Here is a 24,503-nt window from a genome sequence, read left to right as displayed (position 1 = left end):
GTTAGCCCTCCTTCTCGATCTTGGTGAGGCAATCGCGAAGTGCGATGCCGTATTCATATTTAGCGGGGCAGGCAAAACCCATCAGGCCCAGATCCTCTTCGTCGAGTTCCAGAGCGCCAAGGGCTTGTGCCTGATCGGTGTCCATCACCAGCATTGCGCGCAGCAGTTGCGTGGGCAGGAAATCCTGCGGCATCAGCTGCTCGAAGGTGCCGATCGGCACCATGGCGCGGCGGCCACCGTTCAGGTTAGAGGTCAGGTTGTAGATCTTCTTGCTGAAGGCCGATCCCAGAACCGGCTGAACAGCGTATTTCGAGGGCATGGCACGAATCCACCCCATCGGGATCTGTTTGTGATCTTCTTCGATCAGGGTGATCTGACGTGCGTAGCGGCCCAGATAGGCGCTGACGCCTTCACCAGCGCGGCCCGACAGGATTGAACCGGACACGATACGCAGCGGGGTATCTGTCGCCAGATCCTCGGCCAGCAGGTCGGTCATCGACGCACCCACAACGGTGCTGACAAGGCGCGGGCGCTTGACCATTGGGCCAGTCAGCGCAACCACACGGTCGGCAGGGTAAATGCCGGTTTCCAACAGGCTGCCGATCGCCATCACGTCCTGATAGCCGATCGTCCAGACCATTTTGGCCGCAGTCGGCGGCTCAAGGAAGTGCATGTGCGTGCCAGCCAGACCCGCGGGATGCGGGCCCGAGAAGCCTACCGCCTCAACACCCGCCAGATCGCCACCGGGCACGTCTGCGCCGATTTCATGGCATAGGTAGGTCTTGCCCTCGGTCAGTGCGGTGATCGCGGCCAGACCTTTGGCAAACGCCGTCGGCGCCAGCGCGATGATGCGCGCGGCATCTGCTGCCAGCGGTTCACTGTCCATCGCCGTCACATAGATTGCGGCCGGACGATCGCTGGATGCGGGCACCTTGGAATAAGGACGGGTGCGGAACGATGTCCACAGACCAGCGGCGCACAGGCGTTCTGCCAGACCGTCGGCGGTGCTAACGTCGCCCACGGCAGAGAAGTCCACCGGCGCAGCAGCGCTGGCGTCCACTTCGATCTCCACGCTGATCAATGCGCGACGGGCGCCACGGTTCACGGCCTTGATTCGACCGGACACAGGCGCCACGACTTTCACATCGGGGGTGTCTTTGTGGGCAAAGACCGGTGCGCCAGCGGCGATCACATCGCCCTCTTGCACATTCAGTCGAGGTTTCAGCCCGATGTAGTCCGCGCCCAATATAGCAACGGTCTTTACATCAAATGGGGTAATTTCCCCCTGATCCGGGGCACCGGACACAGGGAGGGTGAGGCCTTTTTTCAGTTTAAACTGCTGCACGTCCACTACGCTTTCGCTGTCACGGGCGCGGCATTGTTACCACCGCGCAATTTGAGGCACCGGATATTCGATGTGCTGAGTGAAGCCACGGGTCAAAACGAGATTGCGTCAATATGTCGCAAGTCACTTCGCGCATGTGTGCGTATACGTCACACCAGCAAAAAAGAGAGTTCCTCAGTGACCAAAAGCATCAAATTCTCCCGCCGTACCGTCCTGTGGCTCCCCGTTGCGCTGGCCGCCTGCCAATCGCGTTCCAACGTGATTGAGATGTCCGGCGTCACCATGGGGACGACCTACAAGATCACCGCAGTAGATCACAAAAACGCCGTCACCCAAGCGCAGGCTCAAGACGCAGTTAACATGGCTTTTGCCCGCGTTAACACCTTGATGTCTAACTGGGATTCTAACTCTGAAGTGTCGCGCCTGAACGCCGCCAATTCCAGTCAGACCCTGACCGTTTCACCTGAACTGGCCGAAGTGCTGCAGGCTGCAAACGACATCAACGCCGCCAGCGATGGCCAGTTTGACGTTACCCTCGGCCCACTGATCGACCTTTGGGGTTTCGGCGCAAAAGGCACCACCAGCGCCGCACCTTCTGCTGCAGAAATCACCCGCGTTGCGGCCGTCACCGGCCAGCAAGACGTGCTGGAGATTCGCGGCACTCAGGTTCGTAAGCTCAAAAGTGACGCAACCGTTTACCTGTCTGCCATCGGCAAAGGTTTCGGCGTAGACGCCGCAGGCAAGGCGCTGGCAGCGCTGGGTCTGCAGGACTACATGGTCGAAGTAGGCGGCGACATCGTCACCGCAGGCAAGAACCCCGATGGTCTGGATTGGCGCATTGGTGTGGAAACTCCGCTGACCGCTTCGCCCGCGCTGCAGCAGGTTGCGCGCCTGTCAAACATGGGGCTTGCCACTTCTGGCGACTACCGCAACTATTTCGAGCAAGACGGCCAGCGTTATTCGCACATTCTGGACGCCAAAACCGGCCGCCCAGTGACCCACCGCACCGCATCTGCAACCGTACTGGCCGACAACGCCATGCTGGCAGACGCATGGGCCACCGCAATGCTGGTCCTGGGCAAAGAGCGCGGCATGGAAATCGCCAAACAGCAGAACCTCGCCGTTCTGTTCATCGAACGTGGCACCAGTGACTTTGTCACCACCGCCAGCCCGCGTTTCCAAGCTCTGCAAGCCTGATTTAAAGGAGGCGCGTCATGCAAACCTTCCTCTTCACCTTTGCCTTTTTCGCAGTTGTAATGATCGGCATGTCGCTGGGCGTCATGCTGATGGGCAAGCGGATCAAAGGCAGCTGTGGTGGCCTCAATGCCATCGCGGATGCGGATCATTGCCTGGTCTGCAAAAAGGAAATCGATCCCGACAGCCCACTGCGGGAACGTCTGGCCTGCCCACGCGCACGCAAGATGGTCGAAGATATGGAAGCGCACTAACGCGCCCAAGGCTGATCAGCCTGAAGAAAGACCAAAACGCGGCCCTAACAGGCCGCGTTTTTTGTTGCCTTAATTATTGTAACCGTCGCCTCAGCCTGCGATCGGAACAAAGCCCAAGATCAACAGGCATCCCCCTGCCAGAAGCCCGCACCCCCACAGTTGCGCAGCAGAACCTTCGGCCTTCCACACAGACCGGTATCGGGTGCCTGCCAGCACCGCGACCACGAACAAAAAAGTGGCAACAGCCGGGCTCAATGCCAGTTCGCCGCTGATCAGATATTGTGACAGCACTTTGATTTTCCTTGCCTAAGGGCCTCTCGCTGCGCTTCACTGACATGGCATCATGGGTGCGATCAAGTCAGGAGGAGCGTAAAGATGCCGACATCATACCAACCACCGACCCGCGGCGACAGTGCGAGTAATACCCGCACCAGCAGCCAAAGCCTTACCAGCAACACCTTTGAAACCAGCGCCACTGTCGCCGACCTCTTGTCCGGCAAAGACCGCGTGGTGCATTCCGTGACCCCCGACGACACGTTGCGGGACGCGGTGAGGATCCTGCGAGATCAGAAAATCGGGGCGCTGGTGGCTGTGAACCTCGACGGGACGCTCTGCGGCATCCTGTCAGAACGCGATATCGTGCGCCAACTGGCCGCGACAGAGGCGCCGGATCAAACACTGGCCCAACGGGTCGGCGAAATCATGACCCACGACGTCCTCAGCTGCACACCAGAGGATACGCTGATGTCTGTCCTCACAACCATGACCGACGGCCGTTTCCGCCATATGCCGGTTGTGGAACAGGACCGCCTATGCGGGATGATTACCATCGGCGACGCGATCCAGCATCGTCTGAAACTTCTGGAACATGAGGCGTTGCAACTGAAACAGTTGATTGTGGGCTAAACACACACAGCGCCGGATTAAGAGGGGCAGCGCCCCTCACCCAACGTTCTGATGATCAGCGCAGCCGTTGCAGGCTGTGCACCATTGTGGCACCAAACTCGAAAAACGCACCCTGGGCTGCGGTGAAACGTTCCGCGTAAGCCTCAACTGGCGCAACCGGCAACACGGCTGTCTTGCCAGTCAGCAACGCCTCTGCCGCAGTTGCACCAAAAACCGTGCCGGGCCCAATCCCACGTCCCGAATAGCCAAAGATCGCATAGGCGTTCGGCCCAAAGATCTGCACCTTCGGCACATGATCGCGTGTCATCGCAATGCGCCCCGTCCAATGGTGTTCAAACGGCATATCGCCCAGATCAGGAAACAGGCGCTGCAGTTTATGCCGCGCCCAGCCGGCATGCAGCGGCCCGCCCAATCCGGTGCTGTTGCCCATACCACCAACGATCAACCGCCCCGCCGCATCACGGCGCACGGATGACATCACCTGCGCGGTGTCCCAACAGCCCTCGCCCGCTGGTAAAAACTGTGCTTGCTGCGCCTCGCTCAGCGGCGCAGTGGCGAACTGACAGTAGTTCACCGCCACATACTGCGGGCGCTGGGGCAGTGCCGCCGCCTCGGCATAGGCATTGGTTGCAACCAGCAACGCCTTAGCACGAACAGATCCGTCGGGCGTGAACAGATGCCACTGCCCCCCCTCATGACGCAGCGCCTGAACGGGTGAATGCCCGAACAGCCTTGCCCCCGCCCCCTGCGCCGCGCAGGCAAGGCCATGACAATAGGCCAACGGCTGCACCGTCCCCGCCGACGGGTTCAAAAGCGCGCCGTGAAAAGCATCCGATCCGGTACGCTGCCGAACCTGATCCGCGTCAAGAAGCTGCAGCGCGGCGCCGAACTGATTGCCCTGTCGGAACCGATCCTGCAGATCATTCAAACCACTTGGCGCATGGGCCAAATGTAACGTGCCCGCGCGGGTTGCCTCGCAGGCAATTCCATGCCGTTTGATCAGACCAAACACCTGATCCGGCGCACGCCCCAGCGTGTCAATCAGGCGGCGCCCCGCGACTTCGCCCATCTGAGCAACAATGGTTTCGGGTGGCAGCCATAGGCCCGCGTTGACCAACCCCACATTGCGACCCGATCCGCCATAACCAATCTCATGCGCCTCTAGTAGCGCGACGCTGGCACCACGTTCCGCCGCCGCAAGCGCTGCGGCACTGCCGGTAAAGCCCCCTCCAATTATTGCCAAATCGACGCTGAGGTCGGCAGTGAGCGGCGCGGCTTCCACCGCGTTTGTCAGGCTTGCCGCCCAAAGGCCCTGTGCATGATTATCGCTCATGACCTTTTGCCCATCAATTGTAACGCGGCAGCGGTGATGCTGTCCTTGGACGGCATGGTGGCAGCATAGGCGGGGCCGGTGGCAATAAAGCTGTCTTCGGCCGTTAGCCGCGCCAACTTCGCCTCTGATACCTCATGGAAATGCGCCATCAAGCCTTCAGCGACGCCACCAGAATGGCGGGTTTCGTCAACGATCAGAATGTTGTGACAATTGGCGGCCGCCTGTGTCAACGCGTCCTTCGGCAAGGGCGACAGCCAGCGCGTGTCGATGATCCGCACTTTGATCCCTGCCGCCTCAAGTGCGGGCAGCGCCTGGTGGCTGAGGTAGGTGCCATTACCAAAGGTCACAATCGCCAGATCCTGCCCGTCGCCATGAACGCCAACCTCGCCCAGCGCAATCGTTTCCGCCGGATCGGGATAGTGCTGCATCCAGCCGCCATCTTTATCGTCGTGCAGATCCCGCATTGGGTAAAGCGCGATGGGCTCTAGGAACGCCACAACCCGCTGTTCTTCGCGCGCCAATCGCACGCATTCGCGTAGCATCTTGGCCGCATCCGCGCCATTTGACGGACAGGCCAGAATAACGCCCGGAATATCGCGCAGAACGGCGACGGAGTTGTCGTTATGGAAATGTCCACCGAACCCCTTCTGATAGCCGAGGCCTGCGATCCGCATCACCATCGGGTTGGTGTATTGCCCCGTGGAGAAGAAGGGCAGCGTCGCGGCCTCGCCCCTGATCTGGTCCTCAGCGTTATGCAGATAGGCAAGGAACTGAATTTCCGGCATCGGGGTATAGCCGTTTTGTGCCATACCAATGGCGAGGCCCAGAATGGACTGTTCATCCAGCAACGTGTCGATCATCCGGTCTTGCCCGAAGCGTTGGCGCAGTTTCTGAGTAACACCGTAAACTCCGCCCTTCAAACCGACGTCTTCGCCCATCATCACGATTTCACCATGTGCCAGCATCAGATCTGTCAGTGCCCAGTTTATCAGCCGCGACATGATTTGCGGTTCAGCCATGGCGCGCAGATCACTGCCGAATACGGCCTCCCGCGCTGCCGCGTCAGGCCCATTTGCAGGTCTGTGATTTCGCGCAGGAGGGATGAGAGAAGTCATGACATCCTCCGCCGATTGCAGATGTGGGCGCGTGGCGGCCCAGTCGCCCAGCGTCTCTACCTCTGCCAACGCATCGCGGTAGATCGCCAGCGCCTCTGCCGGTTGCAACGCGCCTGAGACGCCCAGCAAACGAACTGAATGCAACAAAGGATCATTGGCCTCGTCCCGCTCCACCTCTGCCTTCGGCAGATAGCTGGTGGCTATATCCGCACCTGCGTGACCGTAAAGGCGCACGGTGCGCACATGCAGGAAGGCAGGCTTGCGCTTTTTACGGACATAGTCTGCCGCGGCCAATGCAGTGGCGTAAGTGTCGTAGATATCCAGACCATCACAGGCGAAATACTTGATCCCCGGGCGGTTCCGAAAATTGGCGGCGATCCAGCCCTTCGGTGTTTTGGTGGAAATGCCAATTCCGTTATCCTCACAGGCAAAAAGGATCGGCATCGGCACCGATTGAAACGCCGTCCAGCCCGCTGTGTTGAACGCGCCCTGCGCGGTGGAGTGATTGGCCGAGGCATCGCCAAAACTGCAATAGACAATACTGTCATCTGCCAACACCGCATGTTCGGGACGATGCCGCTTGGCCTGCGCGATGGAATAGGCCGCACCAACCGCCTTAGGCAGATGACTGGCGATGGTAGATGTCTGCGGCGGGATGTTCAGCACCTTGGAGCCCAGCACCTTGTGCCGGCCGCCGGAAATGGGATCCTCGCTGGAACAGGCAAAGCTGAGCATCATGTCCCGCGCGACCTGCTGATCCGGCACCTGTTCGCCGCGCTGAATTTGAAACGCGGCATCACGGTAATGCAGAAACGCCATATCCGTGGGCCGCAGCGCCGCCGCGATCGCCGCCATGCCTTCGTGACCAGAGGAGCCGATGGTGTAAAACCCCTGCCCCGCCTTCTGCATCGCGCGACTTTTCAGATCCATCGCCCGCGACAGGCAACCTGATCGGTAGATCGACACCGCATCCTGCGGCGAAAGTGGCCCAACAGGCGCATTCCCCGCAGGCAAGTCGCCAGCAGCAACACGGTCCAAAAAGTTCTGATGCACAATTGCAGCACGGTCCATAGCGGTGTTTCCATCTGAATAGCGGCGCCATGCTACGCGCCCGAAAATTCGCGCCCAGAGAGGCAGGTGTTCATATTGGTAAACTATCATTTCGATTTAGGGAAAAATAACGCTAAGAAATCGCAGACATTGGAGAAAAGCTCACATGGTCACCCCAAGACGGTTCCTACCATCCATCAATTCCCTCATGGCGCTGGAAGCAGTCGACAGGCTGGGGAGCGCCACGGCGGCGGCGCAGGATCTGTCGCTGACACACTCAGCCGTCAGCCGTCAATTGAAGGTGCTGGAGGAACAGCTGGGCGTCACCCTATTTGTGCGTGATGGCAAGGGGCTGAAGCTGACACTGGCGGGCGAAACCTATGCCCAATCGGTGCGCAGTGTGCTGAAACAACTAGCGCAGGCCAGCCTGAAGGTGAAGGCAACGGGGTCGCGCAGCAGCCTGAACCTAGCGGTGTTGCCGACCTTTGGCATGTATTGGCTGACCCCACGCTTGCGCGACTTCTGCGGTGCGCATCCAGAGGTCCAGATCAATCAGGCCACACGCGTGTCGCCATTTGACTTCCAGCAAGAACCGTTCGATGCGGCGCTGCACTTTGGCAGTCAGAACTGGCCCGGTGTGCATTACCTGCCACTCGCGGCTGAACGGGTGATGGCGGTTTGCGCCCCCGATTTTGCCCCTGCCCTACCGCTGTCACCGGAACAGTTGCTGGAACTACCGCTCTTGCACCTAGAAAGCCGCCCCGGCGCGTGGGAGGCATGGTTTGCCCAGCACGACCTCATCGCCAGCCGGTTGCGCGGCATGCTGTTTGACCAGTTCACCAATATGACCGAAGCGGTGGCCGAAGGTTTTGGCGCGGCGTTGCTGCCCGAATACCTCGCCCGCGCCGAAATTGCGCGCGGTCGCGTGGTGCCCGCCCACCCTGGCCTGCAAGAGGCCGAGGGGACATATTATCTGGTCTGGCCCAAAACCGGCGGCCAGAGCACTGCGTTAGAGCAGTTGATCAACTGGCTGGAGCGTGACGTTTCAGAAACGATGACAGACGCTTAAGGCCCGCCTTCAGATCCTCGGTCGGGTTCGTGTAGCCAATACGCAACCAGCCCTCCATGTCCATCGCGGAGCCGGGGGTCAGCAGCACACCTTCCTCTTGCAACAGCGTGACACAGAAATCGCGCGACGACATATCAAGGTCATAGCGCAGCAGCGCGGTGGTGCCGGATTTCGGCTTTACCCAGTTGATCAGAGGTTCCGCCGCAATCCAGTGATCCAAGATCGCAAGGTTATCTCGGGTTATCTGACGCGAGCGGGACAGGATTTTGTCCCTATTTTCCAGCGCGATTGCGGCCAGAAATTCGTCAATCTTGCCGACAGAAATGGTGTTGTAATCGCGGTGTAGCAAGACGTCATGCAGCAGCTCTTTCGGCCCTGCAATCCAACCGACGCGCAGACCGGCCAGTGAATAGGCTTTGGACATGCTTGCGGTGCTGATCCCCTTGTCATAGAGATCAGCAATTGCGGCCGTCATACCATCGCCCACCTGATCGATGCCGCGATAAACCTCATCACACAAGAGCCACGCATCGACAGAGCGCGCCATCTCAACAATCTGCGCCAGACACGCGCGATCCATCAGCGCGCCGGTAGGGTTGTTGGGATTGTTGATCGCAATCAGCCGCGTGTCAGGACGCACCATCTGGCGCAGCTCTTCCAAATCCGGCAGAAAATCGTTTTCCGCCCGCAGGTGCAGCAGTTCCACCTCAGCGCCGATGCTTTCGGGGATAGAATAGTGCTGCTGATAAGTGGGGACGACGGAGATCACATGATCGCCACGAGCCACCAACGTCTGATGCACCAGCGAATTGGCCCCGATGGTGCCGTGGGTGGTCAGGATATTGTCACGGGTTTGATGATCATAGAGGCCGCAGATCGCATCGCGCAGACGGTCAGATCCTTCGATCGCACCATAAGTCATCTGCATCGAGGTCAGCTGTGGCCACAGCGCATCGCCTTGCCCCGACAATTCCACCAGATCGCCAAGGGTCATGGCGGTGACACAGGTTTCAGCAAGATTGAGTTCGCATTTGGTCTCAAACTCGTTCATCCACATTTCAACGCCAAAGGGTCGGATATACATGTGCTTGGTCCTTTCTAGGCAATGACGAATGACGGATGCCTCCCCTGCTTAGACTGCCGATGGCCTCTCCGTAAATCCGCTGGAACTTCGGTATGGTGAGCCTAGGCGGCAGGATAAGCCTTTGTCATGTAGCCATCCATCGCCCCCCGGTAGACGGCAAATTCATCCGCCACCGAAGCATGCGCCATCAACCGTGCCTCGTAGGCCAGCACCCCATCGGGCCATGTGACCTGCAGCCCACAGCCCTTTTCAAATTCACGGATCCAGCTCAACGTCACCGCAAATCCGCAATCCGCGATATAGAGTGCGTCTGGATCCAGTGGGCTATGATCCAGCAATAATTCCAACGCGCCCATGATAGTGCTGAGGGCATCGCCCAGTTCCTTCACCTTCGTAGGATCGCGCCCCTCATAGGCGACCTGTGGAAAGAATGCGCGCACAGCGGGTTCCAGTTTGGTGTCGTGAAACCGGCTCTTCTCTCGCGCTTTGGCACGCAGCTGAAGATCTTCGGGCAACATCGGCACATCCGGAAAGGCTTCATTCAGATATTCGGCAATCGCCTCGGAATCCGCCAGTTGCATCCCCTCATGCAGGATCGCAGGCAGGGTACCGGAAGGCACGATACGACGATATTCAACGGACCCATAACCACCGGGGGGCGGCAGTTCCTCAAACGCGATGCCTTTGTGGCGCATAAGAATGCGCAGCTTCGCACAATAAAGGGACACCGGATCGGAATACATCTGCAACATAGGCGGGATCTTTCGGGATGTGGGAAATAAAAACGGGACAGAAGTTCCCCCCTGCCCCCTTTTGTCAGTGCAAAAAACGGATCACTCCGCCAGCAGTTGCCATTTACGGCCCAGCTCATCAAAGAAACCGCGTTCCTGCTTCAGCGCGATCCAGGTGTTTACATAGTTGATCCACACCTGATCATCCTGCGGCAACAGCATGGCGATCGGAGTGGGCGAGCGGCCTTCGCTCACCGGTACGATCATCAGTTGATCATATTTAGCGACCAGCTTATTCGCCTCCACGTTCGAGGTGATGTTGGCATCCGCACGGCCTGCCAGCACCTCTTGGAAGTCACGCGCGGGCGCTTCGACAATGCGGTGGGTGGCGTTGGGGAAATACTGCTTCACCTGCGTTTCCTGCGTGGTGCCCAGTGTTGCGGCAACGGAAACGTCAGCGGTGTTCAGGTCGTCCCAGTCGTTAAAGCGGCCCTCATTCGTCTTCAGCGTCAGCGGCACGGTCGCCAGCGAGAAATAACTTTCGGAATAGCCTGCTGTTTTCGCCCGAGACGGCGACACAGAGGCAGAACCGGTGATGTGATACTGACCAGAAGTCACACCTGCGACCAGCGTTTTCCAGTCAGTGGGGACGAATTCGACTTCAACCCCCAGATCGGAGGCCAGTTCAGTCATCACATCTATGTCATAACCTTCATAGGAATTGGTCGCGACATTGCGCATGGTCATCGGGTTCCAGTCACCTGTTGTGCCCACTTTCAGCACGCCAGAGCTGAGGATTTCGCTCAATGCGGACTCTGCCGACGCTTGGACGCCGGACACAGCCATGACCGCAACCGCGGCAGCAATCTTGAAGAATTTCATATCTTTCCCTTTTAAACCGTTTGCGCATATCTAGTTTGCCAAAGAGCCATGGAAAGAGCGACCTCAAAAGGGATCAATTTTTTGTGGCAGACCCGTATTTTAATTGTTGTTGCCAAAGGGCCGACCAATCCGATGACCAATGCCTCCCCTATCGCAGCGCCAGACATCACTGAAGAAACCACTCCGGTCATCTCGATGCGCGGTGTGTCCAAGTATTTTGACGATTTTCAGGCGCTGAAATCGGTGTCCTTTGATGTGCAGAAAGGCGAACGCGTGGTGGTCTGCGGCCCCTCTGGCTCAGGTAAGTCGACGCTGATCCGCTGTATAAACCAGCTGGAGGCACATGAGGCGGGCGAAATCACTGTCGAAGGCACCACCCTGGACGACAGCCGCACCAGTCTGGACCAAATCCGCGGTTCCGTTGGCATGGTGTTTCAGCAGTTCAACCTCTTTCCCCATCTAACCGTTTTGCAGAACCTTACCCTTGGCCCTCGCCGCGTGCTGGGATTGAGCGAGGACGAGGCCCGCAAACGCGCCGTAACCTATCTGGAGCGGGTGCAGATCCCAGATCAAGCCGAGAAGTTCCCCCGCCAGCTGTCCGGCGGCCAGCAACAGCGCGTCGCCATCGCACGCTCCCTGTGTATGGAACCACGCATTATGTTGTTTGATGAACCAACATCCGCCCTTGATCCCGAAATGATCGCCGAAGTGCTGGATGTAATGACCGAACTGGCCGACAGCGGCATGACGATGATCGTGGTCACTCACGAAATGGGCTTTGCCCGCCGCGTGGCCGATCGCATGGTCTTTATGGACAAGGGTGAGATTGTCGAAACTGGTACGCCCGAGGCGTTCTTTACCGCGCCTAAATCCCAGCGCTGCGCCACTTTCCTGCAACAAATCCTGAACCACTGAGGCGCAGATATGAAACGTTTCCTCCTTCTTCTGCCTGCCCTGTTTTTGCTGTCTGGTTGTTCGGGCAACTGGGGCTGGTATGTCGTTGACCCTACGACCCCCAATGGCGCGGCGAACCTGCGGTTTCTGATCAGCGGCGCCTATAACACGGTGCTAATGTCGGTCACGGCGATCCTGATTTCCATCACGCTGGGTCTGCTGATCGCGCTGCCAGGCCTGTCAGCCAAGCGTGGCTGGCGCGCATTAAACCGCACCTATGTGGAAATTGTTCGGGCGGTGCCCATTCTGGTGCTGATCCTGTGGGTCTACTACGGCCTGCCACAACTCAGCGGCATCACCCTCAACGTGTTCTGGGCCGGTGTTCTGGCACTGGCGCTGTCAGACAGCGCCTTTCAGGCAGAGATTTTCCGCGCAGGCATCCAGTCGATCCACAAAGGCCAGTACGAGGCGGCGCAGTCCATATCCCTCAGTTATCGCGACACCATGCGCTATGTAATTCTGCCACAAGCCATTCGCCGCATCCTGCCCGCATTGGGCAACCAACTGGTTTATATGCTAAAAATGTCATCACTGGTGTCGGTGATCGGCATGCAGGAGTTGACGCGCAAAGCAAACGAACTGGTCGTATCCGAATATCGCCCGTTGGAAATCTACACCATTCTGGTGCTGGAATATCTGGTGCTGATCCTGATCGTATCCGCCGGCGTACGTTGGCTGGAACGACGCATGAACGCGGCTGAAGCCTGAAAACTGCGGGCCGTCTAGAGCGGACACACAAATGAGGGCTGGCACCACTCACGGACCAGCCCTCACCCTCGCAGGGCATCTACACAAACACATAAATCCCGGACCAAACCACGCCCCAAATTCTGACGCGGCTGGCGATTTTACCCAAAGTCCCTCGGACCATACTCTTTACACGCACTCGTAAACCAAACCGAACACAGAATAATTTCCAAACATCGGTCACTGACGCACTGAATGGGTTGTAACCAATGACAAAAAGAATGGACATACTGATAAGCTGTACCTTACCCATCTATCACACGTCATAAGATTGTCATTAAATGAGCACTTCTGAAACAAATATAGAACATGATGGCCACGCCCTTGCCAAAATACGGCGTGGATTCGGGTGGTCACAGGACGAACTGGCAGATGCGCTACGCATTTCCCCCTCGACCCTGTCGCGTTGGGAACGTGCGCCCAAGATGATGAACCATCTGGTGGTGTCGCGTCGCCATCCCAATCGCACGCTGGCCTATCTGCGGGCGATGGTTGAACCAGCTATTCTGGATGGGGTTATGGGCTCGGACCGCATTGGCGGACTGTTTTATGGCGAAAGCTATATTCTGGTGGCGATCAGTCAGGGCATGGCACAGCGGTATCACCTGACCGGTGCAGCCGTCGGCTTTCCGGCTATGCCCTTTGTGCGCGGCGTTGCGGCCCGTGCCATCCACAATCACATCGACCAGATCCGTGCCGTATCGCGCACGCCGGGGTCCGGCGCGATCTGGCGGATTCCCAGCGATCTATCAATGATCGTCAAAGACGGCTGGACCATCTCATTCAATGCCATTGGCGGTAATATGGTCTCTGCCGACGTCGAACTGATGCGACCCGAAGAGGCGCACCTTCACGAAGGTGCGCCAGTGGAGTTCTTTGGCCTCTGACAGGTATCAGGCCTATTGCACCAGCCGTTCATAAATCACACCGCCGGCAGACGTGCATCTACGTAAAGCGCGCCGCGGCGGGTGTGTTCCAAATCGGTTTCCACGCGGTAGGTTTCGCCAATTTCTGTCAGCGCCAGAATTTCCGCTGGCGGGCCATCAGCCAGCACCTCACCTGCGCGCAAAAGGACCAAGCGGTCGCAAAATTTGGCCGCCAGATTTAAATCATGCAATGCTGCCATAATCACCGGCTGGCGCCGCTGCATCTCACTGCGCACGGAGGTCAGGATCGACAGTTGGTGATGCAGATCCAATGCGCTGGTGGGTTCGTCCAACAGGATCACCTCTGGCGCGCGCACAATGGTCTGCGCTACCGCCACCATCTGCGCCTGCCCCCCACTGAGGTCCGCAATACCTCGATCCGCCAGATGGGACAAACCCAACGCTGACAGGGTGTCAGCGACACGGTCCAGATTATCCCCCTGTACCCGCCAGCCGGTGGTCTGTTTCAGCGCCAGCAGAACGCTTTCAAACACGCTCAGCAATGCGTTGCAGCCATAGGCCTGCGGCATATATGCGATACGGCGCGCGCGGTCGCGGCGCGGCAGGTGGGTAATGTCATCACCGCCAAGTGTAATCCGCCCTGCCATCGGTGCCACCAATCCCGCCAATGACTTGAACAACGTAGACTTTCCCGCAGCATTGGGACCAATCAGCCCGACAAAGCTGCCAGCCGTCATCGCAGGGATCGTCACATCCTTCAGGATACGGGTGCGACCATAGCCTGCTTGCAGATTTTCTACGCTTAAGGTCATGACAGCTTCTCCCGACGGGTGCTGAGGATGATGGAGATAAAGACTGGCACCCCGATCAGTGACGTAATGATGCCAATGGGATAGATGATCCCCGGCGTGATAGATTTTGAAATCAGCGAGGTAAGCGACAGAACCAGCGCCCCGACCAGCGCCGACAGCGGCACGAAGTAGCGTTGATCCTCCCCCACCAAGAGACGCGCGATATGCGGCCCCACCAGACCAACGAACCCGACTGTGCCCACAAAGGACACCGCCGTGGCTGCCAAAAGCGAGATGCAAATCAACATCTCCACCCGCAGACGGCCCACATCGACGCCCATGCTTTCGGCGGTCGCCTCGCCCATCCGTAGCGCTGTCATCGGCCACGTCCGATAAAGGCTGAACGGAATAGCGACCGACAGCAAAAGGCTTGCCAGCCCGATTTTTTCCCAGCTGGCGCGGCTGAGCGAGCCCATCATCCAGAACACGATCCGCGCGATCTGATCCTCTGACGCCATATATTGCATCAAGGCCAGCAACGCCGAAAAAGTGAAGAAAATCGCGATGCCAAAGAGGATCATGGTTTCCGACCCCACGCCTTTCAGACGCGTTGCAAACAGAATGATACCGCAAGTCGCGAGCGCAAAGACAAAAGCGTTGGTCGTGACCAGTAACGGCCCCACCGCAGGGATGACCGACACCCCCAGCACAATCGCCAGCGACGCCCCAAAACTAGCCGCAGCCGACACCCCCAGCGTAAAGGGTTCGGCCAGCGGGTTGTTCAAAATCGTCTGCATCTGGGCGCCAGCAACGGCCAGCAACGCGCCAACCAGAACAGCCGTCACCGCCACCGGCAGGCGATAATCCCAGACGATCACCTTCAGCCGCACGCCGTGCGACAGGGGATCGGTCAGCACTTCGGCCACGGTGGACAGCGGGTAGTGCCCCGGCCCCGTCGCCACATCCAGAAAAAAGCTTAATGCCAGCAAACCTGCCACCGCTGCAATCATGCCATAGCGGCGCGCAACCTGTGAGGCATAGGCCTGCCGCATCTGATCTGCGGTCAGTTCAACACTCATGTCATATGTCCCGAAAAAGAATACCCCGCCCGTCAGCATGCGGGCGGGGCAGATGGCAGCGTGATCAGCTGCCAGCGTCCAGCGTGCCCCAGAAGACACCGGAATAGTCGATCGGCAGGAACTGATCGTGCAGCGCCTTCATGGTCGCGTCTGGATCAACATCGGCAAACAGCTCCGGGTGCAGCCACTTGGCAAAGGCCTGCATCGCCACAAAATGATAAGGGCTGTTGTAGAACTGGTGGTAAACGGAATGGAACCGGCCGTTCTTGACCGCCGACAATTCGCCCCAGCCTTCACGCGCAGCAAGGCCAGCCAAACGGGACTGCACGGTCGCCTCATCTGCTTCGTAGCCGAACAGAACAGCGATGGTGTCGGGGTTGGCTTCGGACCAGTTGGCACCGGTGCCGATGATCACCTCTGGGTCGTCGGCAAACAATGCCTCAAGGCTGACGTTGGTTTTGAAACCGGGGAATTTCAGCGACCCCCAGTTGCGACCACCGGACAGGTCCACCAGACGGCCAAGGTTCGCCGCGCCATAGGTCGAACAACATTTGTTCGGGTTATAACCAGCCGCGTTTTCGATGAACACGATGGGGCGCTCTTCGGCGGGGATTTTCGCGACGCGCGAATAGATCAGCTTGGTCTGTTGCTGATAGAAATCAGCAAAAGCGTCGGCCTCATCACGTTTGTCAAAGATACGGCCCATCAGTTGAATCGACGGCATGGAGTTGGCGGTGGGATCCTGACGGAAATCCACAAACACCGTCGCCACACCGGCCTCTGCCAGCTTGTCAATGATACCGCTTTCCTGCGCTTTCAACAGGTTGCCGAGGTTCATGAACACAACCTCAGTGCCCAGCGCGATCACCGCCTCAAGGTTCCATTCATCGGAATAGGGGCTGCCAAAGCTGGGCAGATCCTTGATTTCTGGATAGGTCGCCAGATACTTGCGGTAAGCATCCGGGTCATAGTTGATCATGTCATCTTTCCAGCCAACGACACGGGCAAAGGGGTTGTCCTGATCCAACAGCGCGATCGAATAGATCATGCGGCCTTCACCGATCACCACTTTGGATGGGTTCTTTTCCACTTCGACAACGCGGCCTGCGATGTCTGTGATTTTGATGGTCTCTGCAAGGGCGATCGTGGCGGACGCGAAGCTAAGCGTCAGTGCTGCGGCAGCGGAGCAGAGACCCCGTGTCAACGATGTGACTTTCATGGGTCTCTCCTAAACTGAGTGTCATGCGCAGTGCATGATCGCGGGCTATGTGCAGTAGTATACAGAAACTGTCAAGTAACCGCCGCACGCGCGACGCTGCAAGGCTTCGTCGTTTTCGGTGCTCAGGGAGGCAATCAGCACACCGCCCGCAACAGCGAAGTTATTCTTGGCCGTAGCACTCAGATTTTTGTTCACGCCGTAGGCGCTAACCACATCCATTTCCTTTTTATTATAAATGAGTTGCAGAACCGGATCCCACTGCCCCAATTTCTGGGTATTGGCATAGGTCAACGTGTAGGAGATACGGCGCGACAGCCCGTCGCTCAGGATGTTAGAGCCGCTTACGGTGCCAGCAAAGTCGGGCGGATAAACACCATGCCACCAATACCGACCTGCGAAACACGCACGCCTGCATCTTCGGTCCGCGAGGCGACGAATTCCAAACGGTGCCCTGCCATGTCGGCCGCCGCTTCTCCCGCCGAGGGGCACCAAACCCCGCACTGTTTTCCCGAATTCGGATGTATTTTCCGGGCTTGTTACAGCGGTGAGACTGCAGGAAGGTCTGGGGTTGCACAGCCTTGAGGCCGCAGCGGAGATGGCTGGCTATGCCCCCACCGCCAATTTCGCCGCCGCTTTCCGCCGCGCCTTTGACGCCGCACCGTCCGAGGTACGGCGAAGATACCGCACCAGCTAGGTGAGTAGTGACGCGCAATTTCTACTCTGGACGCCCCACCCGAACCGCCTTAGGTTGCCGCCAACCCTCCAGCCAGCCACCGCCAGCTTTCCAATTCTTCTTGCTCTACGTGGTGTTCCTAATGGCTTTGACCAACCTCCGTACCCTTCTTTCTGTTGCTGCAATCAGCCTTGGCTCTGCCGCTGTTGCCGATGATGTGACCCTGTCGACCTATCGCGGTGACACGCAGGTCGCGAAAGCGCCCAAAACCATTGTTGCGCTGGATATTGCCGCCGTTGATACGCTGAACGCACTCAACGTGCCGCTGGCTGGTGTGCCGGGCAACCTCTACGTCAATTATCTAGATCAGGTCGCCGCCAGCGCCAAACCGGCAGGCAGCCTGTTTGAACCGGATTTTGAAGCGATCGCAATGATGGCACCCGATCTGATCGTTGCCGGTGGCCGTTCCTCCAAGCAGTATGAAGCGCTGGCAGAGATTGCCCCGACAATCGACATGACCATCTGGGGAGAAGGCCATATGGACATCGCGCTGGACCGTTTGCGCGGTTACGGCGCCCTGATGGGCAAAGAGGCTGAAGCCGCCGCACTCGAAGCGAAATTTAACGCCGCACTCAGCGCCGCACAGGAAGCGGTTGCGGACAAGGGCACTGCGTTGATCGTGCTGACCAATGGCCCCAAAGTTTCAGTCTACGGCAAAGGATCACGCTTTGGTTGGGTACATGAAGCGCTCAACCTGCCCGAAACGGTCGAAGGCGTGGACGCCCAGACCCATGGCGAAGCAGTGTCCTTCGAATTTATCGCTGAAGCGAACCCCGACTGGATGCTGGTCGTTGATCGCGCCGCAGCGATTGGCCAGAAAAACGATGCCGCAAAGACGACATTGGACAATGCTTTGGTTGCCAAAACCACCGCGTGGCAAAAAGGTCAGGTGATCTATCTGAACGCTGCCGATATCTATATCGCCGGTGGCGGGTATCAGTCGGTGATGCGCACGCTGGATGACATCACCCATGGCTTCAACGGCGATCGCTGATTGCAACACGCAACACAGCCACCTCCATGCAGCCACGCCACTATTACATGCTAACCTTTAGCGGACTGCTGACCCTCTCGGTCGGCAGTCTGTTTCTTGGGGCGCAAGCTCTGACTCTGTCGGGCCTGCTAAATGACCCTCAAAAGCTGCAGCTGCTGTTGATCAGCCGCCTGCCGCGCACATTGGCGACCCTGCTAACGGGGGCCAGCATGGCGGTGGCGGGTGTGATCATGCAGCTACTTGTGCGCAATCGCTTTGTGGAACCCGGCACAACTGGCACCAATGAGGCGGCGATGCTGGGGTTGCTGGCTGTGACCCTTCTGGCACCGGACTGGCCGATTGTCCTGCAGATGACCATCGCGGCCCTGTCGGCATTGGCGGGCACGCTGGGTTTTCTACATTTGTCGCGCCGCCTGCCGCCGCAACAGCCGCTGCTGATCCCGCTGGTCGGGTTGATCTATGCCGGGGTGCTGATGTCGATCGCGACCTTCTTTGCCTATCAATTTGACTTGATCCAGTTCATCGGCGTCTGGATGAGTGGCGAGTTCTCCGGCGTGCTGGCTGGCAGGTATGAGCTGCTGTGGCTGGCAGGCGCGCTGTCTGTTCTGGTCTATTTCGCCGCTGACCAGTTCACCATTGCGGGCCTTGGTCAGGGACTGGCGATCAGCCTAGGCCTGCGTTACGGTCAGATCGTGGCACTGGGGGTAGCGACAGTTTCTATGGTGTCAGCGCTGGTGATTGTGACCGTTGGAGCCCTGCCCTTTGTCGGACTGGTGGTGCCAAATGTGGTGTCACGGCTGATGGGGGATAACCTACGACAAAGCCTGCCCGTGGTCGCAGGCATTGGCGGTGGGCTGGTGCTAGTCTGCGACATGCTGGGGCGGGTCCTGCGCTCTCCCTATGAGATCCCCGCTGGCACCATCTTTGGCATCGTCGGCGCAGTGGTTTTCTTGTCGCTGTTGCTCGGGCGGCGATCCCATGCATGACATCAGCTTACCCGCCCCCCCGGCCTATCGCGGCAACAGCCCGCACCCATTAACGAATCGCCACCTGTGGGCGTTAGCACTGGCGCTGGTGGTGGCTTGTGGCGTGTTCCTGTTCTGGGGCGGTGGCTGGCAGTCCAGCTATATCCTGCAACTGCGGCTGGTGAAACTGGGCGGCCTTCTTTGTGTCGGAGCCTCTGTCGGGGTGGCGACCGTTTTGTTTCAGACGCTCACAAACAACCGGATCCTGACACCTGCGATCATGGGGTTTGATGCGCTGTTCCTGCTGATGAAAACGGTCCTCGTTTTCTTCAGCACAGCGCTGTCGCTGCAATTTTGGGACAACACCACAGTCTTTCTCGGCGACACGGCTATGATGATCGGCGCCACAATGGCGATTTTTGCCGCGGTGCTGCGCCGCGCCCGCCACGACATCCAACTGTTGGTGCTGGTCGGGGTGATCTTTGGCCTGTTGTTCCGCACCATAACCGGTTTTCTGCAACGGCTGCTGGATCCATCTGAATTTGCCATGCTGCAGGCCGATATGTTCGCCCAATTCGGCGGCATCGACCGCGACGCGCTGACCATTGCCGCCACGCTGATGGGCGCGCTGTTCATCTGGTTGGCTGGCAGCCACCGCAGGCTGGATGTACTGGCACTGGGGCGCAACAGCGCCCAGTCGCTGGGCCTGCGCTATGATCGACTGCAACTGCAAGTACTCGCGGCGATTGCTGTGCTGGTCTCGGTTTCTACCGCATTGGTGGGACCACTGGCTTTTCTGGGGCTTCTGGTTTCTGCGTTGACCCACAGCCTGATGCGCAGCCACCGCCACGGTCTTTTGCTCCCCGCCGCGGCGCTGATTGCCTGCCTGATCCTTGTCACCGGCCAAACCCTGTTCGAGCGCATCCTGAACCTGCAATCCTCCCTTGCGGTGGTGATCGAGTTCTGTGGCGGCCTGTTGTTTCTGACCCTGCTGGCACGAGGAAAAATCAAATGATCGACGTCTCTCACCTGTCTTATGTCATTGCAGATCACCAAATCCTGAATGACATCACAACCCAGCTGCCGCGCAATCAGATCACTGCGCTGATCGGACCGAACGGAGCAGGAAAGTCCACTCTGCTGGGGGCCATTGCACGGCAATTGACGCCTTCGGTCGGGGAAGTGCGCATTGGCGGCGAAAACCTGACGCAAATTGATCCACAAGTTCTGGCCAAGCGCATGGCCATTGTCGCGCAGCAGCTTCATGTGGGCAGTCGGATCCGGGTTGCGGATCTGGTTGGCTTTGGCCGCTGGCCACACAGCCAGGGCCGGCTCTCAGCCGCAGATAACGCCGCCATCTCCGATGCGCTGAAGCGATTTGATCTAACCGCCCTGCACCATCGGTTTCTGGATGAACTGTCTGGCGGCCAGCGTCAGCGGGCTTTTCTGGCAATGGCTTACACGCAGGACACCGACTGGCTTCTCCTCGATGAACCACTAAACAATCTGGACCTGAAACATGCCCGCAGCCTGATGGCGCATCTGCGTCAGATGGTCGATCATGGCGGAAAAAGCGTGGTTGTCGTACTGCATGACCTGAACTTTACCCTCGCATGGGCCGACCATGTGGTGGCAATGCGCGCAGGTCAGGTGGTGTTCAGTGGCCCTACCACTGAGGTGGCAACCAGCATCGCACTCAGCGATCTCTACCAGACAGAGATTGAAGTAACGTCACTCAACGATCGCCGGTTCGCCCTTTATCACCGCTGATCCTGCGCTAAACCTCTGACTAAACCTCTGACACGGTGGTCCAGGCCAGTGGTTCCGGCGCTTCACGGAAGGCAAAGCGCAGCAGGTGCCGTTCCACCACATCACAGGTCATCTCCAACGCCGCCGTATGCGGGGCGGTGATGTCGATCACAATCCGGTTCTCCGAGAGGGTCAGATCCGCTGTACCGCACACAAAAAGCAGATGCGCCCCTGCATCCGTTTTCTGTACTTCGATCTTTTGCGAGAAGTGTTTGACCATCGTTTCAAAATACTTCACCGCCCAGGGCGAACGGAATTCAGCATTCGTTTTCACAGCAAACCTCCTGCAGTAACACGCCTCACCACAAAGCATTGCAGCACATGACGATTTTAGATCTTATATATATGATATAAAATGATAATATAGCTCACATGCAATTGCAACAAACATCCCCTGACCGACCACAGGACACCCCCATGACGGCTTCAGATCCCATTGCAGACATTCTAACGTTTTTTGACGATGACGATCACAACATTGCCTTCAACCGTGCTTGGTTCGGCATCATGCGCGCCCACCGCAGGCTGTTGCCGCGGCTTACGAAGACGTTGAAAAAACACGGGGTCAACGATCCAATCTGGTTCGAAATCCTGCTAGAGGTGGACCGATCCGGCCCCGAAGGCCAACCAATGGCCGCATTGGAAGAGAAACTCTCGATCCCGCAATATGCCTTGTCTCGCCACGTGGCCCGGCTGGAAAAAGAAGGGTTTGTACGGCGCGAGTTCATCACCGATGGCCGTCGCAAGCAGATCCTGTTCCTGACCAGGGAAGGCACTGGATTGCACGAAAAAATCTGGCCGATTTATGCAGAGGCGATGCAGCAGGAACTGGCCCCCTTTATGAGCACGGATGAAGCCTACGCACTGTCGTGGCTACTGCTGAAACTCAACCGCTGAGGTATATTACGGAATATCTGGCATAAAACAGCACGGGTGGCTCCCGCGCTGTTTTCCTTTTGACCATCTTCCAATCCCCCGCCGTTACCACGCTCCTGCGGGTCCGGCGGGGCTGCCAAATCGCTTAAAACTTAGAGCTCAGGACCAGCGAGAAGGTGCGGCCCGGCTCTTTCAGCGTGGCGAAAGTCGCGCCCTCGGTATAATCACCGCCATATGTCGCCCGATCTGCATAAACGCGATCAAACAGGTTGGTGACCTGCGCACGGATCACCAGATTGTCCACCGACGGCGGCTGATATTCGGCGAACACATTGACCACCTCATAGCTGGCAAATTCTTCCACCGCATAGGGATCGCCGACCGGGTCGTGATCGTAGTCCAGTGCCACATCTACGCCACCACCGACGACCATGTTCCATTGTGGCAATTCTTGCTGCAGCTGCAGCGCCAGAACCTGCCCCAGCGGTGCGCCAGAATCGAGCACCTGATAGCTGGAAGCGTTTTCACCGTTCACCTTGTTTTCGCTGTTGGAATACGTCAATCGTGCAAAGCCGCTGCCCCAATCATAGCTGGCGCCAAGGTTGACGCCGCGCGCCTCAAAGTCGTAGGCATCTACAGTACGAACCCCACGCACCGGACGGCCGGTTTCGCGTACATTATCCAATTTGGTGCGGAATACCTCTGCCCCAAGTGTCCAGCCACCAGAGGTCCAATCGGCACCGACAACGATGTTCTGACCACGGCGCGTTTCTAAACCATTGTAGAGGAAGAAACTGTCAAACAGGAAGTTGTCTTCGACCTGATAGCCGCCGAAAACGTTGGAGTAACCCGCTCGCAGGCTCAGAGCATCTGTGACACCAAACGCAACAGAAAGGTTGGCACTGGCACCCTGTTCTTTGTCTTCGAAGATATTGCCTGTCTGGGCTGCATCATTGCCGGTGAAATCGTTCCAGTCATAGCGCACCCCCGCAGAAACGTTCAGCCGTTTAGTCGGCTCCAGTCGGGCCTGTGCGAACACACCGAAGGTCTTACTCTTTTCAAAGGGAGTGTTGCCTGGTTGGCTATTGCTCTCGGCGCTGCTGCGTTGGTCCAGATAGTCGACACCGGCGGTAATGGTGTTGTTCTGCGACAGATAGAATTTGTTCTGCAGCGTCGCATTATAGGATCGCGTGGTACCGATGAAGCGCAACCCATCATAGGGCGACCCAGCCAGCAGTAGCAGCGTGTCCACTTCGTTTTCGGAAAAACCAACAGTGGCGCTGGGGTTCCAGAAACCTTCGCCATTGTCATTTTCATAGCGCAGCGAATGCACAGTCCGCGTCGTGTCGTAACGGCGCGCAACCGGGTTATTTGCCGACGGGCCAAAGTTTGCGCGGAGATTGCGCAAACCATCATCAACCATCTGCTGGCTCGACAGCTCCACGCGGTGACCCTGATCTGACTCATAGGCCAGTTTAAGAAGTTTGACGTTAATATCGGGTGCGGTGCCTGACACCTCATCGCCGTTGCCATCGTCGTATTCATCGCCGGTAACACGTTTTACGTAGCCCAGCACCTCAAACCCGTTGCTGCGTCCGGCCAATGTCAGTGACCCCGCTTTAGTGCTGCCGTTATTAGCGTAGCTCAACCTTGTCTGACCGCCGAATGTCGCACCCTCGTCCAGAATGTCCGCCGCATCAACGGTTTCCAGAACCACACGGCCCGCAATCGCTGCAGGACCGGCATCCGCTGGGGCGACGCCCGGATCGACCCGCACAGCTTTCATCAAACCGGGGTCGAAGGCGTTGGCACTGGCGTGGTGGAAAGTACGGTTGTTCTGCGACACGCCATCAACCTGAATGGCAAGGTTTAGCATATCCACACCGTTCACAAAAAGCTTCTGCGCCACCGGAATAGCGCCGCCAACAGAAACAGAGGCGATACCAGCAAACAAGTCCTTCAGATCGCCCATTGCAGCCCGCTCAATCTCTGCAGCGCTGACATAAGCCGACGTGGCACGGTCCGCCGCTTCGCCCAGCGGGTCAAGCGCACGCATGTCGATCGGGTCGAGGGAGTAAACAGTCAGATCTTCGTCAGTGACGGCGTCTTGCGCAAAAGCAGGCAGAGCCGACAACATCACGAGAGCAGTCCCGCAGAGCAGACGGGACCGCGAAAACACGGTCGGATAGGTCATTTGGTTCCCCAAGAATCAGAGTTGGTCCGGGCTTGCCCTGACTCGGGGCTGGCGAGGGTGTCTGTGCGTGTCCTAAACGAAAACGCCCTCGACATGCAAGTGCATGTTAAGGCTCAGCGGCGCAAAACCAGCAGATTTACACGTATGTAGAGGCGCCAGTTGTACGGTAATCCTCCCGCAAAATCGTGGTGTTCAAAAGTAGAATTTTTCCGGCAGGAATGACCGAGGAGAATTCGGATGAAGAACGCAAGATTCAGCGACGCACAAATCATGGCGATCCTGCGCCAGGCAG

25 protein-coding genes are annotated in these 24,503 nt (G+C 58.1%); 13 read left to right on the top strand and 12 right to left on the bottom strand.

Features of this window, described 5'->3' with window-relative positions:
* Position 1 precedes the first annotated feature (1 nt).
* On the bottom strand, positions 2 to 1,345 hold the full coding sequence (locus MHM86_RS11875) for a Na(+)-translocating NADH-quinone reductase subunit A (protein ID WP_239199755.1): 1,344 nt from the start codon (positions 1,343 to 1,345) through the stop codon (positions 2 to 4).
* Between the two features lie 177 nt (positions 1,346 to 1,522).
* Between MHM86_RS11875 and MHM86_RS11870 the strand changes: the two genes are divergently transcribed.
* Positions 1,523 to 2,542 carry an FAD:protein FMN transferase gene (locus MHM86_RS11870; RefSeq protein WP_239199753.1) on the top strand — a complete coding sequence of 340 codons (1,020 nt, stop codon included), beginning with the start codon at positions 1,523 to 1,525 and terminating at the stop codon, positions 2,540 to 2,542.
* 17 nt (positions 2,543 to 2,559) lie between these two features.
* Entirely contained in the window at positions 2,560 to 2,793 is a 234-nt protein-coding gene (gene nqrM, locus MHM86_RS11865) for a (Na+)-NQR maturation NqrM (RefSeq protein WP_239199751.1), read from the top strand.
* 90 nt (positions 2,794 to 2,883) lie between these two features.
* On the opposite strand, the gene MHM86_RS11860 is transcribed toward nqrM, so the two are convergent.
* Positions 2,884 to 3,084, bottom strand: coding sequence for a hypothetical protein (locus tag MHM86_RS11860; protein WP_239199749.1), 201 nt, complete (start codon positions 3,082 to 3,084; stop codon positions 2,884 to 2,886).
* 84 nt (positions 3,085 to 3,168) lie between these two features.
* Between MHM86_RS11860 and MHM86_RS11855 the strand changes: the two genes are divergently transcribed.
* Positions 3,169 to 3,699, top strand: a complete 531-nt coding sequence (locus MHM86_RS11855) for a CBS domain-containing protein (RefSeq protein WP_239199747.1) — start codon at positions 3,169 to 3,171, stop codon at positions 3,697 to 3,699.
* A 55-nt stretch (positions 3,700 to 3,754) separates the two neighbouring features.
* On the opposite strand, the gene MHM86_RS11850 is transcribed toward MHM86_RS11855, so the two are convergent.
* Positions 3,755 to 5,032 carry an FAD-binding oxidoreductase gene (locus MHM86_RS11850; protein ID WP_239199745.1) on the bottom strand — a complete coding sequence of 426 codons (1,278 nt, stop codon included), beginning with the start codon at positions 5,030 to 5,032 and terminating at the stop codon, positions 3,755 to 3,757.
* Complete coding sequence (locus MHM86_RS11845) at positions 5,029 to 7,218, bottom strand: alpha-ketoacid dehydrogenase subunit alpha/beta (protein ID WP_239199743.1); 2,190 nt, start codon at positions 7,216 to 7,218, stop codon at positions 5,029 to 5,031. The genes MHM86_RS11850 and MHM86_RS11845 overlap by 4 nt, the downstream gene beginning before the upstream one ends.
* 145 nt (positions 7,219 to 7,363) lie before the next feature.
* Here MHM86_RS11845 and MHM86_RS11840 point away from each other — a divergent pair, with 145 nt between their 5' ends.
* Positions 7,364 to 8,266 (top strand): LysR family transcriptional regulator, encoded by a 903-nt coding sequence (locus MHM86_RS11840; RefSeq protein WP_239199740.1) that lies wholly within the window; start codon positions 7,364 to 7,366, stop codon positions 8,264 to 8,266.
* Here the strand turns inward: MHM86_RS11840 and MHM86_RS11835 are convergent.
* From MHM86_RS11835 to MHM86_RS11825, 3 genes are all read right to left on the bottom strand, one after another.
* The gene (locus MHM86_RS11835; RefSeq protein WP_239199737.1) at positions 8,220 to 9,350 is read right to left on the bottom strand and encodes an aminotransferase; all 1,131 of its coding nucleotides are present in this window, start codon (positions 9,348 to 9,350) and stop codon (positions 8,220 to 8,222) included. The genes MHM86_RS11840 and MHM86_RS11835 overlap by 47 nt on opposite strands.
* Positions 9,351 to 9,451: 101 nt before the next feature.
* Positions 9,452 to 10,102, bottom strand: coding sequence for a glutathione S-transferase family protein (locus MHM86_RS11830; protein ID WP_239199734.1), 651 nt, complete (start codon positions 10,100 to 10,102; stop codon positions 9,452 to 9,454).
* An 81-nt stretch (positions 10,103 to 10,183) separates the two neighbouring features.
* The gene (locus MHM86_RS11825) at positions 10,184 to 10,963 is read right to left on the bottom strand and encodes a transporter substrate-binding domain-containing protein (RefSeq protein WP_239199731.1); all 780 of its coding nucleotides are present in this window, start codon (positions 10,961 to 10,963) and stop codon (positions 10,184 to 10,186) included.
* A gap of 195 nt (positions 10,964 to 11,158) precedes the next feature.
* Here MHM86_RS11825 and MHM86_RS11820 point away from each other — a divergent pair, with 195 nt between their 5' ends.
* From MHM86_RS11820 to MHM86_RS11810, 3 genes are all read left to right on the top strand, one after another.
* The gene (locus tag MHM86_RS11820; RefSeq protein ID WP_304651014.1) at positions 11,159 to 11,878 is read left to right on the top strand and encodes an amino acid ABC transporter ATP-binding protein; all 720 of its coding nucleotides are present in this window, start codon (positions 11,159 to 11,161) and stop codon (positions 11,876 to 11,878) included.
* A 9-nt stretch (positions 11,879 to 11,887) separates the two neighbouring features.
* Complete coding sequence (locus MHM86_RS11815) at positions 11,888 to 12,625, top strand: amino acid ABC transporter permease (protein ID WP_239199728.1); 738 nt, start codon at positions 11,888 to 11,890, stop codon at positions 12,623 to 12,625.
* A gap of 320 nt (positions 12,626 to 12,945) precedes the next feature.
* Entirely contained in the window at positions 12,946 to 13,551 is a 606-nt protein-coding gene (locus MHM86_RS11810; protein WP_239199725.1) for a helix-turn-helix domain-containing protein, read from the top strand.
* A gap of 35 nt (positions 13,552 to 13,586) precedes the next feature.
* Here MHM86_RS11810 and MHM86_RS11805 read toward each other — a convergent pair whose 3' ends face one another.
* The 3 genes from MHM86_RS11805 to MHM86_RS11795 all read right to left on the bottom strand — a co-directional run bounded on the left by MHM86_RS11805 (position 13,587) and on the right by MHM86_RS11795 (position 16,640).
* Positions 13,587 to 14,363 (bottom strand): ABC transporter ATP-binding protein, encoded by a 777-nt coding sequence (locus tag MHM86_RS11805; protein WP_239199722.1) that lies wholly within the window; start codon positions 14,361 to 14,363, stop codon positions 13,587 to 13,589.
* A complete protein-coding gene (locus tag MHM86_RS11800; protein WP_239199719.1) occupies positions 14,360 to 15,421 on the bottom strand; it encodes an iron ABC transporter permease in 1,062 nt (353 codons plus the stop codon). The genes MHM86_RS11805 and MHM86_RS11800 overlap by 4 nt, the downstream gene beginning before the upstream one ends.
* A gap of 64 nt (positions 15,422 to 15,485) precedes the next feature.
* Positions 15,486 to 16,640 (bottom strand): ABC transporter substrate-binding protein, encoded by a 1,155-nt coding sequence (locus MHM86_RS11795; protein WP_239199715.1) that lies wholly within the window; start codon positions 16,638 to 16,640, stop codon positions 15,486 to 15,488.
* A 544-nt stretch (positions 16,641 to 17,184) separates the two neighbouring features.
* Between MHM86_RS11795 and MHM86_RS11790 the strand changes: the two genes are divergently transcribed.
* The 5 genes from MHM86_RS11790 to MHM86_RS11770 all read left to right on the top strand — a co-directional run bounded on the left by MHM86_RS11790 (position 17,185) and on the right by MHM86_RS11770 (position 21,102).
* On the top strand, positions 17,185 to 17,334 hold the full coding sequence (locus tag MHM86_RS11790; protein WP_239199712.1) for a hypothetical protein: 150 nt from the start codon (positions 17,185 to 17,187) through the stop codon (positions 17,332 to 17,334).
* A gap of 121 nt (positions 17,335 to 17,455) precedes the next feature.
* Positions 17,456 to 18,367: a siderophore ABC transporter substrate-binding protein gene (locus MHM86_RS11785; protein WP_239199709.1), complete on the top strand. Its 912-nt coding sequence runs from the start codon at positions 17,456 to 17,458 to the stop codon at positions 18,365 to 18,367.
* A gap of 26 nt (positions 18,368 to 18,393) precedes the next feature.
* Complete coding sequence (locus MHM86_RS11780; protein WP_239199705.1) at positions 18,394 to 19,353, top strand: ABC transporter permease; 960 nt, start codon at positions 18,394 to 18,396, stop codon at positions 19,351 to 19,353.
* Positions 19,346 to 20,347 carry an iron chelate uptake ABC transporter family permease subunit gene (locus MHM86_RS11775; protein ID WP_239199702.1) on the top strand — a complete coding sequence of 334 codons (1,002 nt, stop codon included), beginning with the start codon at positions 19,346 to 19,348 and terminating at the stop codon, positions 20,345 to 20,347. The genes MHM86_RS11780 and MHM86_RS11775 overlap by 8 nt, the downstream gene beginning before the upstream one ends.
* The gene (locus MHM86_RS11770; RefSeq protein WP_239199698.1) at positions 20,344 to 21,102 is read left to right on the top strand and encodes an ABC transporter ATP-binding protein; all 759 of its coding nucleotides are present in this window, start codon (positions 20,344 to 20,346) and stop codon (positions 21,100 to 21,102) included. Before MHM86_RS11775 ends, MHM86_RS11770 begins: the two co-directional genes overlap by 4 nt.
* Positions 21,103 to 21,121: 19 nt before the next feature.
* Here the strand turns inward: MHM86_RS11770 and MHM86_RS11765 are convergent, their stop codons facing one another.
* Positions 21,122 to 21,415: a DUF2218 domain-containing protein gene (locus tag MHM86_RS11765; protein ID WP_239199695.1), complete on the bottom strand. Its 294-nt coding sequence runs from the start codon at positions 21,413 to 21,415 to the stop codon at positions 21,122 to 21,124.
* A 143-nt stretch (positions 21,416 to 21,558) separates the two neighbouring features.
* Between MHM86_RS11765 and MHM86_RS11760 the strand changes: the two genes are divergently transcribed.
* Complete coding sequence (locus MHM86_RS11760; RefSeq protein ID WP_239199692.1) at positions 21,559 to 22,038, top strand: MarR family winged helix-turn-helix transcriptional regulator; 480 nt, start codon at positions 21,559 to 21,561, stop codon at positions 22,036 to 22,038.
* Positions 22,039 to 22,162: 124 nt separating this feature from the next.
* On the opposite strand, the gene MHM86_RS11755 is transcribed toward MHM86_RS11760, so the two are convergent.
* Positions 22,163 to 24,211, bottom strand: a complete 2,049-nt coding sequence (locus MHM86_RS11755; RefSeq protein ID WP_239199689.1) for a TonB-dependent receptor domain-containing protein — start codon at positions 24,209 to 24,211, stop codon at positions 22,163 to 22,165.
* Between the last annotated feature and the right edge of the window lie 292 nt (positions 24,212 to 24,503).

Origin of the sequence: Thalassobius sp. Cn5-15, assembly GCF_022347685.1 — a bacterium.
GTDB lineage: Bacteria > Pseudomonadota > Alphaproteobacteria > Rhodobacterales > Rhodobacteraceae > Thalassobius.
Note: the sequence above shows the minus strand (reverse complement) of the source record. Positions and strands in the feature narration are given on the sequence as shown.